General features: G+C 65.6%; 10 protein-coding genes. 6 read left to right on the forward strand and 4 right to left on the reverse strand.

Annotated elements, in window-relative coordinates:
• The first annotated feature begins 194 nt into the window (after positions 1-194).
• The 5 genes from ACIBI6_RS14070 (at position 195) to ACIBI6_RS14090 (ending at position 7,254) form a co-directional block, all read left to right on the forward strand.
• Complete coding sequence (locus ACIBI6_RS14070; RefSeq protein ID WP_396956369.1) at positions 195-1,760, forward strand: FUSC family protein; 1,566 nt, start codon at positions 195-197, stop codon at positions 1,758-1,760.
• Between the two features lie 363 nt (positions 1,761-2,123).
• Positions 2,124-2,960, forward strand: a complete 837-nt coding sequence (locus ACIBI6_RS14075; RefSeq protein WP_364344873.1) for an SDR family oxidoreductase — start codon at positions 2,124-2,126, stop codon at positions 2,958-2,960.
• A 71-nt stretch (positions 2,961-3,031) separates the two neighbouring features.
• A complete protein-coding gene (locus ACIBI6_RS14080) occupies positions 3,032-4,081 on the forward strand; it encodes a 3-oxoacyl-ACP synthase III family protein (protein ID WP_396956372.1) in 1,050 nt (349 codons plus the stop codon).
• Between the two features lie 3 nt (positions 4,082-4,084).
• On the forward strand, positions 4,085-4,996 hold the full coding sequence (locus ACIBI6_RS14085) for a hypothetical protein (RefSeq protein ID WP_396956374.1): 912 nt from the start codon (positions 4,085-4,087) through the stop codon (positions 4,994-4,996).
• Between the two features lie 221 nt (positions 4,997-5,217).
• On the forward strand, positions 5,218-7,254 hold the full coding sequence (locus tag ACIBI6_RS14090; protein WP_396956376.1) for a LuxR C-terminal-related transcriptional regulator: 2,037 nt from the start codon (positions 5,218-5,220) through the stop codon (positions 7,252-7,254).
• A 4-nt stretch (positions 7,255-7,258) separates the two neighbouring features.
• On the opposite strand, the gene ACIBI6_RS14095 is transcribed toward ACIBI6_RS14090, so the two are convergent.
• Positions 7,259-8,491, reverse strand: a complete 1,233-nt coding sequence (locus ACIBI6_RS14095; protein WP_396956378.1) for an MFS transporter — start codon at positions 8,489-8,491, stop codon at positions 7,259-7,261.
• 16 nt (positions 8,492-8,507) lie between these two features.
• Entirely contained in the window at positions 8,508-9,725 is a 1,218-nt protein-coding gene (locus ACIBI6_RS14100) for an acetyl-CoA carboxylase biotin carboxylase subunit family protein (protein ID WP_396956380.1), read from the reverse strand.
• A 289-nt stretch (positions 9,726-10,014) separates the two neighbouring features.
• Here ACIBI6_RS14100 and ACIBI6_RS14105 point away from each other — a divergent pair, with 289 nt between their 5' ends.
• Positions 10,015-11,055, forward strand: coding sequence for a DUF4389 domain-containing protein (locus ACIBI6_RS14105; protein ID WP_364344891.1), 1,041 nt, complete (start codon positions 10,015-10,017; stop codon positions 11,053-11,055).
• A 4-nt stretch (positions 11,056-11,059) separates the two neighbouring features.
• On the opposite strand, the gene ligD is transcribed toward ACIBI6_RS14105, so the two are convergent.
• A complete protein-coding gene (gene ligD, locus ACIBI6_RS14110; protein ID WP_396956382.1) occupies positions 11,060-12,013 on the reverse strand; it encodes a non-homologous end-joining DNA ligase in 954 nt (317 codons plus the stop codon).
• A gap of 209 nt (positions 12,014-12,222) precedes the next feature.
• Positions 12,223-13,563, reverse strand: a complete 1,341-nt coding sequence (locus ACIBI6_RS14115; protein WP_396956384.1) for an MFS transporter — start codon at positions 13,561-13,563, stop codon at positions 12,223-12,225.
• Positions 13,564-13,627: the final 64 nt, after the last annotated feature.

A 13,627-nucleotide genomic window follows, 5' to 3' on the forward strand; every position in this document is an offset into this window, starting at 1 on the left:
CTCGGCAGCAACCTTGCCAACGCTAGAGCAAAAGGGTCGAGCGCGTGCCCCGACACACAAAACCCAATGGTCGGTTGGTGTTGAATGGCCTGGTGGACGACCCGAGCTTCGATCCGTCACACCACCCGGTGCCGACACCGCCGCGCCGGCGAGCGCTGCTTTTCAGGTCTTCGCAAACGGGTTGGCGGTGGCCGGTGGCGGCGCGGTCCGCGCTCGCATTCGGATTGCCCGCGCTGATCGTGCTCGCGGCGGGTCAACGGCAGCAGGCATTGATCGTCGCGCTGGGTGCCTTCGCCGTTCTCTACGGCGAGGCGCGCGCCTACCGAATGCGTTGGCGGATAGTGCTGATCGCGGGTGCGGGCTTTCTCACGACAGCGGCGCTAGGTGCGGTGATCGGCGATTCGGGGCAGGCGGGGACGGCCGGAATCGTCGGTGTGGCGGCACTTTCCGTGGTGGCGCTGGTCGCGAGCTATGTCATGGTCGCGACGCGGGCCGGACCGCCGGGCATGTTCTTCTTCGTGCTGGTCTGCGCGGTGGCAACGCGGATGGCCGTCGCCGGTGTTTCGGTGCCGGTAATCGTGGGATATACCGCGCTCGGCGTGCTGAGTTCGGTGCTGGTTTCGATGAGTCCGATGCTGCGCGATGCGCGTGCGCCGGAAAGGGCGGCGATGACATCGGCCTTGCGTGCCGTCGATACCTATATCGAATACCGGAAGGGCGGGCAGCCGTCCGCCGCCGAGCGGCACGCGGCGGGTGCGGCGCTACATTCGGCGTGGGCCACGGTTCATGATGCGGGTCTGCCTGCCCGCGAACCGGATTCGGAGATCGTCCGGACGCTGCTGGCCGCACATCGCCAGTTCATCGGGATATCGGACTCCGCACCGGACGTACTCGACGCGCCGGTACCGATGACCCGTCCGACCGTCGGTCAGCGACTGCGGCGCTCCCTGACCATCCGCTCGCATGCGGCGACCACGGCGCTGCGCACGCTGGCCGCCGCCGTGATCGCGGGTGGCCTCAGTGTGCTGTTGGATCTCGGCCGACCGGACTGGGCCGTGATCACCGGCGTCCTGGTGCTGAACTTGGGGCCGGATCGCATTGTCGGCACCGTGCGCGCATTGCATCGCGTCGGCGGCACAGTCGTCGGGCTGATCGTGTTCGCGACGCTGCACGCGCTAGCACCGTCGGGCGTGGTCCTCGTGCTGGTTCTCATGACGCTGATGTTCCTGACAGATCTGTTCGTGGTGCGCAACTACGGGATCGCCGTCGTCTTCATTACGCCGTTGGCGTTGCTGATCGGCGGTGCGCTGGTCGGGCCGACACTGGTTCCCATCCGGGATCGCTTTATCGAGACGCTGGTCGGCGCGCTGGTCGCGGTCGCGGCGATGTGGGTGATCGTGCCACGTGCACATCGGCACGACCTGCGATGGAACGAATCCAGGGTGCTGCGGGTGGCCGCGGACCTGGTCGAGACGCTGCGCACGAAGCCACCGGCCGATCCGGCCGCCATGCGTTTGCGTCGCGATCTACAGTTCGAACTCGTCGGCAATCACCTCAGCGGTGTCGCCGCATATCGCGATGAACCGGCGTGGGCCCGGGCGCAGTGGTCTCGACATGTGGAGATCGGGCGGATCGGGTACGACCTGCTCGCGCGGTGTTGGCTGACACCGGCGAAACAACTGCTCACCCATCCCGATGAGCTGGCCGGACAGATCGCCCGGATGAACGGCACCGAGCCAACCAACACGTCGCGCAGCTGAAGCAGCGCTACCCGTTCCGGCTGCACGACGAGGCGGCGGTGCAGTTGACCCGCTGTCGCGACCTGCGGGTCCATTTCGGAATACCCACGGGCACTCCAGATCCCAGCCGCACTCTCGGCCAACCGACATCCGTCGATTCGGATCAGATGGAACGACCTCCCCCTATCCACCCCTATCGGCAGTCATGCACGATGGCTACAACTCCGGCGCAGCATCATCGGACCGAATTCGGCACGCGCTCGCTGATCTGCACAATCGATGAACCGCCGGCGGCCACCTGGCCATTCGCACACATCGGGCAACTCGCCGAAGCCACCCCGAGAGCGGATTTCGGACATGCCATCAATGGCAAGGTGATCGAACATGAAGACGATCCTGATTACGGGGGCCACCTCGGGCATCGGTCTCGAAGCCGCGCAACAGCTCGCCGCAGGGGGCGATCGGCTGGTGTTGGTCGGCCGGAATCCGCAGAAGCTCGCCGACAGTGCGGAATTGGTACGGGCCGCGGGGGCGGGGGCCGTCGATGCGCTGGAATGCGATATGGCATCGCAGTCGTCGGTGCGCCAACTCGCCAAGGCGGTCGAAGCCACCTACGACCGCATCGATGTACTGGCCAATAATGCGGGCGGCTACCACCCGACGCGCACCGAAACCGAGGACGGTATCGAGGCGACCTTCGCCACCAACCATCTCGGCGGATTCCTGCTCACCGAACTGCTCATCGATCTGCTGGTGCACAGCGCCCCCGCGCGCATTCTGTTCACCTCCTCGGTGATGCATTACGGCGCGACCCTCGATTTCGACGATCTCGGGTTCCGCGAGGGCTATTCGGGCGAAAAGGCCTACAGCCGGTCCAAATTGGCCAATGTGCTCTACACCCGCGCACTGGCCGATCGGCTGGCGGGCACCGGCGTAACGGTCAATGCCTTCCATCCCGGCGCGGTCGCGACCGGTATCTGGAACTCGCTGCCGTGGTTCGGGCAACCGATCATCGCGCTCGGCAAGCGGCTGTTTTTCATCACCGCGGCCGAGGGCGCCGCCGCACTCACCTTCCTCGCGACCGATCCGAGCGTCGCGGAGGTGACCGGCGCCTATTTCCGCAAGACCCGCGAGCGCGAACCGTCGCGGTTGGCCCGCGACGATGCGCGTGCCCGCCAATTGTGCGAGGTGAGCGCAAGTTTGGTCGGGCTGCCCGGATAAGGCGATCCACGACAGCGCCGTCGAAACTCCTGGCAACACAGGGAAATCACGCGACACAGAAAGCAGGGGTAATGCTGCGCACGCGTTTCGAGTCCATCGGCTCGTACACACCATCCACCGTCCGTTCCACCGAGGAGATCATCGCCGGACTTGCGGTACCGAGATCCCTTGATCTGGAACGGATTACCGGTATCAAGAATCGTCGGGTCTACGACTCCAGCGACGAGGGCTACGAATCCTCCTTCGATCTGGCGCTGCGCGCCATCGAGGACTGCCTGGCGCACTCCGACTACGCCCCCGATGAGATCGACGTAGTCATCTCGGCCTCCATCACCCGCACCCGCGGCAAGGAAATCTTCTGCTACGCACCGTCTTTCGCGGTCATGCTGGGCAAGGAGATCGGCACGACGAAGGCTCGGCACTTCGACGTGTCGAATGCCTGCGCGGGCATGATGACCGGGGTGCTGGTGCTGGATCGGATGATCAAGGCCGGCGTGGTGCGCAATGGACTGGTGGTCAGCGGCGAACAGATCACCCCGATCGCCGAGACGGCGGCGCGCGAGATCAACAAACCATACGACCCGCAGTTCGCCGCGCTGACCGTCGGCGATGCGGCGGTCGCGGTGATGCTCGACGATCGCGGTGACGACGACGACGAAATCCACTACGTCGAACTGATGACCTCCGCCGACGGCGCCGAACACTGCATCGGCATGCCCAGCGACCAGGCCCCCGGAATCGCGCTCTACACCGATAACCGCGCGATGCAGAACGAGGGCCGCTATCTGCAGGCCATCAACCGCATGTCCACGTTTCTCGAGGAGACCGGGCGCACCTGGGAGAGCGAGAAGTTCGACTACTGGATCCACCACCAATTCAGCGCACCCGCCATCGAGTACATCTCGCACCTAACCGAACGCCACTTCGGCACCCCGATGCCCCAGGCCCTGAATGTGCTGCACGACTTCGGCAATACCGCGTCGACCTCGCATTTTGTGGTCCTGCACGAATATCTCGCGCAGCAGAAGATCCCCAAAGGCTCCAAGGTGCTGATGATTCCGGAGGCATCCGGAATCGTCTCCGGGCACCTAGCCGCCACCATCTCCCGTCTGGAGGCCTGAGCCATGCCGACCACCATCCTCGCGGCAGCCATCAATGCCGATCTCGATACCGGCAGCTATTTCGAACTGGCGCCCCGCGCGGCCGCCTCCTGCCTGGAACAGGCCGGCATCACCCCCGAGCAGGTCGGAATGCTGATCAATGCCGGAGTCTTCCGCGATCAGAACATCTGCGAACCCGCGGTGTCCGCGCTGATCCAGAAGCGAATCGGCATCGGCCTCGAATACGCGCCCGGCCGGGTGCCCGCCTTCTCTTTCGATCTGATGAACGGCGGGACCGGCCTACTACACGCGATCGCGACCGCCGAATGTTTCCTGGTCAGCGGCGAAGTGTCGTATGCGTTGCTGGTCGCCGGTGATACGCATCCGTCGACCGAACGTCATGTCGACGGTTTCCCCTACAGCACCAGCGCCGCCGCGATCCTGCTCGGAACATCGAACACCACAGGCGGATTCGGTGCACTACACACCACCGACACCGCCGGGCCCGCCGATCCGATCGCCTGGGTAGCGATGGGCGCGGTGGGTGCGAACGGCCGCTCGGCCATGATCACCAAGGCCGGTGCCGACGATCTGGTCGAATTGGCCGCGGTGGCGGTGCGCGACTGCCTGAGGGCCGAAGGATTGGACGCCACCGATTTCGCCGAGGGCCGCGCGGTGCTACTCGCGCCAACCTGGACCCTCGCCTTCCGTGCCCGTCTGGCGTCTGCACTCGGGTTCACGTCGGAAGCGATCGTCGGGATCGATCCCTCGGTGGACAATCCGTACTCCGCGGCTCCGGTGCACGCGTATGTGAGCGCGCGCAACAGCGGCGCCCTCGCCGCGGCACGCACGGTGCTGTTCCTGGCCGCCGATGACACCTCGGCCGCCTGTCTGGCCTACCGCCAGCAAGTACTCGCGCACGCCGGGAGTCGATGACACGAAAGGCATTGAAACACCTCATATTACGTAGGTGTCATCAGTCGACGTGACAGGATCGGGCGGGCGAATTAACCTGTGTTCACCGGCTGGATCATCGGGCGCGTGGACGCGTCCTTCCCGCTGCGACGATGCCGCATCCTCAGTGCACCCGAGCTGCTCGTTTTCGATGGTGCTCTCCCACAGTCGGGCTCACCACCTCGACGAAGGGCCTTGCGAGAATGTGTCAGCCTGTCCCGCCACACAGCGACCCCCTAGCGCACCGCGACCACTGGGCCGACTTCGCCAAATCCCGGGTCGGTCAGGCCATGGCCGTGCTCGGCACCGCGAGCACGGTCGGCCTGGTCGCCGAGCTGCTGGAGGTGGACGAGGCCGCGGTGCGGACCGTCGTTCGACAACTCGCCGAAACCGCGCGCTTCGAACATGCGGAGGTCGGTGCGCGGATTCTGCGCAATACCCCCGACGAGGTCCGGCGGAAATTGCACAGTCGGGCGGCGGAACTGCTGCACCATCGGGGTTTTCCGGCGAGCACCGTCGCCGACCATCTGGTCGACGCCGGTGCCGCCGGTTACCCGTGGGCGGTCGAGGTACTGCGCACCGCCGCCGAGGACGCGATCACCAGTGATCAGATCGAACCTGCGGTCGATCGGTTGGAGTTGGCCTATCGCGCCACCCGGGACGTGGGCGAACGGGCCATCATCGCGATCCGGCTGGTCTGCCTGGAATGGCGGATCAACCCGTCGACTCGTTCGCGCCAGTTCACCCGGTTGAAGGCGGCGCTGCGCGCGGGTCGGGTGCCGCACCACGAATTGCCGGCCGCCGTCATGTATCTGCTGTGGCACGGGCAGGTGCAACAGGCCGATCACGCACTCGGTCAGCTCAACAGCGGTAAGCCGGATGAGGCGACGCCGGAGATCGACTTCTTGCGCGCCTGGTTGCGCTACTCCTATCCCCCACACGTCCAACGTCACCCGCGACTGTTCGCGGCCCCAGCCCGGCCGTCCAAGGTGTGCGCCGACCAGTATTCACCGCATCGACACGGCGCAGATCTACTCACCGGCTTATTCACCCATCGGCTCGACGAGATCGCCACGCTCGCACAGCGATTGCTCACCAGTCACCGCCTCACCTCGACCACCATCGAAACCCTGGTCGCGGCCGTGCACTGCCTCATCTACAGCAATCGGCTCGATACCGCCGCGGCCTGGTGCGAATCGTTACTCGCCGAGGCCGATGCCCGCCGCGCCCCGACCTGGCAGTCGATCTTCGCCGGGCTGCGCGCGGAAACCATGCTGCGCAAGGGCAATATTCGCGATGCGATCAGCGATGCGGCGCTGGCGCTGAACTATGTGCCCGCCGAACACCTCGGACTCTGGATCGGCACGCCGATCGCCACGATGGTGCACGCGCTGACGATCTCGGGTCGTCATGCCGAGGCCGCGACTCAACTCGAAAGGCCGGTGCCCCGAACCATTTTCGAATCCCGCTTCGGACTGCCGTATCTGCAGGCACACGGCCACCATCACCTCGCGGTCGGACGCGCCGACGAGGCATTGCGCAGTTTCCGCCGCTGCGGCTATCTCATGGACCGCTGGAATATGGATTTTCCCTGGCTGGTGCCGTGGCGCAATGACATTGCGGCCGCCCATCTCGCACTCGGCGAGCACCGGCAGGCACAGGAATTCGCGACCAGACATATCGAGCTGCTCGGGGCCGCGGACCGGCACCGCTCCGGTGGCGTCGCACTCCGGCTGCTCGCCGGCACCAGCGATCGCTATCAGGCCTTCCGCTTGCTGCGCGAGTCGGCCGCGATCGCCCGGACCGGCGGTGACGATGTCGAATTGGCCACGGCCCTCGGCGAACTCGGCAAGGCACACCGCGCCGTCGGCGATCATGAGCGATCCCGCGCACTGCTCCGCGATGCGGCACGCATCGCCCAAACCTGCGGCGCCGAGGTTCTGCTGCACGATCTGCTCGACGGCAAACCGCAAACCGTGACGCCGACCCAACCGATGCCCGCACTGCGCCGGATTCCGGGCGGGCTCGCCACGCTGAGTCCCGCCGAGCGCCGGGTGGCGGAATTGGCGGCCCGCGGCAAGGCCAATCGCGAGATCGCCGATAAGCTCACCATCACCACCAGCACCGTCGAACAACATCTCACCCGCGTCTATCGAAAACTCGGGGTGGCTCGGCGCAGTGAGCTGTACTTTGTCCTATCGATCGGTCCGGCTGATACCGCGGTCTCGGCCACCGGGTAGCGGCCTACGATGCCGCCACGAGTGTGTGCCCGTCTCGCCGAGACTCCGCCTTGGCGACGGTTACCGGCGCGAGCAGCCCGGCGGCGAGCAGGATCAGCCCCGCGACATACCAGCCCGCGACCCCGATCCCGATGCACAACCAGGTCAGTAAGGCCGGGCCGAACGCATCGGCCAACCGCAGACCGGTGCCGAATACGCCGAGGTATTCACCGACGGCCGCTGGCGGCGCCAAGGCATTCGAGACCTCGAACCCGCCTGCCGTCTGCCACAATTCACCGACGCTCAAGACCGCCGCACCACTAGCGAGAGTGAGCACCGCGAGCCAGCCCGACTGGCCTTCGGCCGCCGCCAGCACAATGCAGGCCAGCAGGAATGCCCATCCGGCGCGCCGTAGCGCGGCACCGCCCGCGCGAGCGGTCGCGACGTTGCGGCTCGCACGGACCTGGAAGAACACCACGATGAAGATATTGAGCATGTCGATCGCGGCGATCGACCAGCGCGGAGCCGTCGTCGCACCGATGATCCACAGCGGAATCGCGACCGACTGAATCCGGTACTGCAGCGACAACACCCCATCCAATAAGGTGAGCGCCAGATACGGCCGATCACGCAACACCGCCCAGCGCTGTCCACCCGCCTCGGATTCCACCGCAACCGGCCCCAATACGGGTAGCCGCCCGACCAGTAGCGCGGCCCCGGCGACGCAACCAGCACCGATGACAATGGCCGCGTGATAGAAATTCGCCGAATCCCACTGCACGGCCACCGCGGAAAGGCCGATGCCGATGGCTATGCCCACATTCAGAATCGAGCGGATATAGGCCCGGAATTCGTTGGCCCGTTCGGTGACCACACGGGTGATGATCGTCGAGATCATCAGCTGCACACAGGTCTGCGCGGCGGCCGTGGCCGGTATGACGATCAGATACCAGGCGAATTCACCGACGGTGAGAAAGCCCAGGGTGCCGCACGCCGCGAGGATCAGACTGACCCGCAGCACACCCAGCGGGCCGCGTCGATCCGACAGCTTCCCGGCCAGTATCGAGACGACGATGGACACGGCTCCCGCGACGCTGAGGCCGATACCGACCCGCATCGGCGAAATATGCACGATCCGTGTGAAGTAGAGGACGACGGTGGACAGATAGATACCGCTGAAAACGGCGGATGCCGCCGCGATCAGCGTCAATACACGCTGCGTGCCGACCGGCGGCAGGGCAGCAGAGAACCGCGACACGATCCCTTCCCGCGACTCAGGCGACGGCCGCGTCGACAGCCGGATCGTAGGCCACGCAATCCATCCGGAAACCCGCCGCGGTGCGTCGCAGCGAGTCGATGACCTCCACCGTGGATTTGCCACGGAAGCGGAAGGCGGCACCGATATCGGCATAGCCGAACGTCTGAGTGATGGTGGTCCCCGGCTGCGGGACCGAGACGTGGTATGGCGAATGCTGCTGCGGTACGTGCAGCTGGACGTCCACCACGGTGCACGGTGGGGTCACCGGCGGATGGATCAGCAACTCACCGACCACCGATTCGTCGGTAAGCGGATCGGCGGCCGGAATCCGGCCCAGTTGGATATCCACGGCTGCACCGAGCAGGTCGTAGCCGTGCACCTCCCGCCACATATGCGTGGTTTCCCCACCCGAGGCCCGCGCGGCCACTTCGAGGAATTGGATACGCGGTGCGGCACCGTCACGACCGAGGAAGAATTCGAGGTGGAAGACCGTCGGTACATCGGCGCTGAGCGCGGTGAGCACGGCCTCGGTGAAGCTCGTGAGCGGGTCGACCAATTCCGGCTCGTCGATCTCGACGTAACCGAGAGTTGTTCCACCATTGGCGAATTCGAGACAAGTGCCGAGGTATTGCGAAGCCCGCCACGGGCCGAGCTCGGTACCGGTCCACACGCCGTCGACGGCGCCGACCTCATCCGGACAGAAACGTTGTACGAGAAAAGGTTCCGAGCTCAGGTCGGGCAATGCCGCGCAATCATCGATGGAATTCAGCCGGATGATGTCCTTGCTACCGCCACCGAGACGGGGTTTGACTATGAGCGGAAAGCCGTGCACCGCAGCGAAGTCCGTAATCGACTCGACATCGCCGACATGGGTGAAGGCGGGAGTCGGCACACCCGCGGTGGCGACCGTCACCCCCATCACCAGTTTATCGCGAAACGGGAGCACGTAGTCCGGACGGTCACCGGCGATACCGAATTCCCTCCGTAATTCTGCCGCAGTCAGCAAATCGAATTCGTGCAGCGCGACAATGCGCTCCGGCGCGCCGAATCGAGCCGCCAGCGCGTGCACGGCCTCGGGCACGCTCGTCATATCCTCGAGTAATTCGACGGCGGCGGCCGCATGCCGCGGTATTCCGTCGATCAGATCCTTCGCGCAAACGTAGGTGACGGCATTGGCATGGTGGTCGATTCGCTCTAGGTAGGGGACATCGACGCCGCGAACTCTATGAATCACGGTCACATGTGGGGGCACTGGTTCCTCCGCTGACAACAGTCTCGATAGATCCACTGAGGACCCGTACCGTCGAGAGTGGATCATTCTCTCCGACAACGGAATTGTGCGCCGCGCCCATCGGTGGCGCCTGTTCGGAGACGGCTATTTAAGATCCCTTAACAGAGAGCTCGGGGCCGCCGCGGGCGGCGCGGTTACCGATCTATCGGCAACCACGGGCTACATTCGATCTCACTCATCCGAGTTCTGGACAATTCCGCTGGACGAAGGAAGTGAGTGGGTCGCCGTGGTAATGAACGAGGGATCACCGACCAGTCGCGAAGCGTTGGTCGAACTGGATGTCTTTCCACCGGAGCAACACCGCCGCTGGACCGTTCTGCTGCGGCTGCTGTTGGCCATACCCCAGCTGATCGTGCTCTGGTTCCTGAGCATCGCCGCCTTCGTGGTGATCGTCTGCGGCTGGTTCGGTGCGCTGGTGCTCGGTCGATTGCCCGACTGGTGCGGTGAATTCCTGCGCGGATATTACGGCTACACCGTGCGGGTGCACGGGTATGTCATGTTGCTGGTCGACGACTACCCGCCGTTCGCGTGGAGCGCACCAGATTATCCGATTCGCCTGCTGTTCCCCGCACCCACGCCGTTGAACCGACTCGCGGTGCTGTTCCGACTCATTCTGGCCTTCCCGATCCTGGTGCTGTCGGGCTGGTTCACCACCGGATGGGGGATCATCTCGTTCATTCTGTGGCTGATCGTCCTGATCACCGGACGGATGCCGAGCGCGATCTTCGAGGCCACTGCGGCGGTGCTGCGCACCGAAATGCGGGTGTCCGCCTACGCGTACCTGCTGACCCCGACATACCTGAAAGGCGCTTTCGGCGATAAGCGGGCGGCGCCATCCGGTCCGATATATACCGGATCGCCGAGCGGTCCGATGGGAGGTGCTGGTCGGGTGACGGGTGGGCCGGAACCGGCTGCGCAGTCGCCGACCCGCCCGCTTGTGCTCTCCGGCGGCGGCCGGACACTGCTGATCGTCATGCTCATCGTCGGCATTCTCGGCAGCTTCGGCGAAACCTCCGCGGGCTGGGGCAATGACGATGACAACGACACGGATGCGATCTCCAGTTCACAGCTCGCCCGGCGGGTCGCCATCGACTTCACCGACCAGACCGGGCACACCCCGCAGCACGTGCATTGCCCCGATTCCCTCGACGCCGATATCGGCGCGACGGAGGTCTGCACGGTGACCGATAACGGCATGGAGTTGCGTGCCCTGGTGACTGTCGACGCGATCACCGACGGGGCGGCGCACTTCCGCACCGTCATCGAGCACTGAAAAGCTAACTCTGCCTGCGGGCCCGGGCCCGGCGCTTGCCCTCGTGCATCGCCTGGACCCGGGCCACCGGGATGGTGTGGCCCTCCTCGATGAGATCGGCGGGCAAGGCCTGCGGCGCGGGCATCTCCCGCGCCCACGGATCCCGATCGCCCAACTGCTTCGGTGCGGTGCGCACGGTGAAATCACCCGGGCTGACATCGGCGAGCTGGGCCCATTCGATCGGGAAGGACACCGGTACCCCCGAACGCACGCGCGGACTGTAGGCCGCGACCACTGTCGCACCGCCCGCGCGCGTCGAATCGAGAAAGACCTTCCCCGCACGGTCCTCGCGGATGAATGCGGTGGTGGCCAGATCAGGATCGATGCGTTCGGCCCGCGCCGCGATCGCCCGGGTGGCGGCGGCGACATCCTCGATCGCGATTCGCGGCTGGAGCGGTACGAAGATGTGCACGCCCTTGGCGCCGCTGGTTTTCACCGCGCCCGCGAGTCCGTCATCCGACAGCGCCTGCCGGATCAGCTCGGCTGCCAGCACGACCTGCCGGAAGGCGCCGTCCTCGGGCGGATCGAGATCCAGGATCAGATGCGTCGGGCCCGCGGCGTGATCGGCCAGCAGCAGCGTCGGGTGATATTCGACCGCGCGCTGATTGCCGAACCACACCAGCGTGCGCACATCATCGCAGAGGGCGTAGGTCACTTCGCGTTTGGAGGTCTCGGCCCACACCGTCACCCGGCGCACCCATTCCGGCGTGTATTTCGGCAGATTCTTCTGCATGAACGGTTCCTGCCCCGGCCGGATGCGCACCACCGAAAGCGGACGGTCACGCAATTGCCCGACCAGCCGATCCCCGACGAATTCGAGATAGTCGATCAGATCCCGCTTCGTCGCATCGGCACCGTCGAACAGCGGTGCGTCGAGATTGGTCAGCTTGACACCCGCACGAACCTCTTCCCCGCTCATCGGCCAACCATGCACCGCCGCTCGGGGCACGGTCAACCTTCGACGCTCGCGCGTCGCGGACCGTCTGCTCGCGAGGCTTGCCCATTCCGGACGTCTCCGTGTCGCGAACGCTGATCCGTGTGACTGAAATGGCGTCAGCTCTGTCCAGATCGGCGTCCGAGTTGGGACAGACGACGAGTTGTTCGCTGGACCGATTCTCCTCGCCAACATCAGGATTCGGCCGCGCGGGGGTAGCCGAAGACGATGAAGGCGATGGCACAGGCCGCCGCGGAGGTCAGCAATGACCAGCCGATGCCCGGGGTGACGAGTGCACCCATGATTGCGACGCCGAGGGTCGCGCCGACTTGGCGGACGGCGTTGAGAAGGCCACCGACCGCGCCCGTGGTCCCCGGTGGTGCCGCATTGACAATGGCAGTGACCAGCGCTGGAAGGGCAAAGGCGACACCGAATCCCGAAAACAGTAGGCCGAACGCCAGCACCGGATAGCCGAGGCCCGCGAATACTGCCGCGGCCAGCACGACACCGCCCGCTGTCAGCAGGGCGAGTCCGGTCAGGATCGGGCGACGCGGTCCGATGCGGGCCACGAGTTTGCCCGCGAGCGGCGGGATGACGGCGAACGGCACGGTCAGCGGCAGGAAGGCGAGCCCGGTCTGCAGCGGATTCAGCTGTCGCTGCAACAGCAACGGCAGGACGAACAGCGCACCGGTGAGCGCGAAATTCACCGCGGCACCCACCAGCAGCCCCGCCCGCACTCGGCCCGCGCGCAACAGTTCCCGATTCAATACCGGTGCGGCACTGCGTCGTTCGAGAAATGCGAAAATACTTCCAGCGAGCACCGCGCCGCCGAGCGACCACGCCGTATGCCCCCACGACTGCGCGCCCGCCGCGATCAGCGCATCGGTGCACAGCGCCAGGGCGAGGGCCGCGGTCAACTGCGCACCCCAGTCGATGCGGCGATCACCGCGCGCGCAGGTCACCGCGGATCCGATGCTAAGCCCCAACGCGACCACCGCAATGGGAACATTGACCACGAATATCGACCGCCAACCGGCCAGGCCGACCAGTGCACCACCAACGATCGGCCCCGCGGCGACCGCAGCGCCACTGATCGCCGCCCACGTCGAAATCGCCCGCGCGCGTCGACCCGGATCCGTATAGAGCTGAGTGATCATCACCATCGATGCGGGCACACACGCCGCCGCCGCGACGCCCAACAGCACCCGCAGCGCGACCAGCACCCACAGGTTCGGCGCGAAGGCACTCAGCAGCGAGACCAGACCGAAAGCCGCTGTGCCGAAACGGAATACCCGATGCGCGCCATGGCGATCGGCAACGGCGCCCGCCGAGAGCAGCAGGGCGGCGAAGGCGACGGTATAGCCGGTGGTCGCCCATTGCAGTCCGGCGACCGAGGTGTGCAGGGACGCCGCCAGATCCGGCTCGGCGACCGAAAGCACCGTCATATCCAACAGCACCATGAAGTACCCGAGGGATATCCCCAGCAGGGCTCTGGTTGATGCGGACGTACTCGCCCGCGATTGCAGAATGCTCATCCGGTGCAACAGCTCCTCGGTTCGGTGATGACGCGATCGACTCTCGTTGGACGGGCACGTCGGC

Origin of the sequence: Nocardia sp. NPDC050412, assembly GCF_044458825.1 — a bacterium.
GTDB lineage: Bacteria > Actinomycetota > Actinomycetes > Mycobacteriales > Mycobacteriaceae > Nocardia.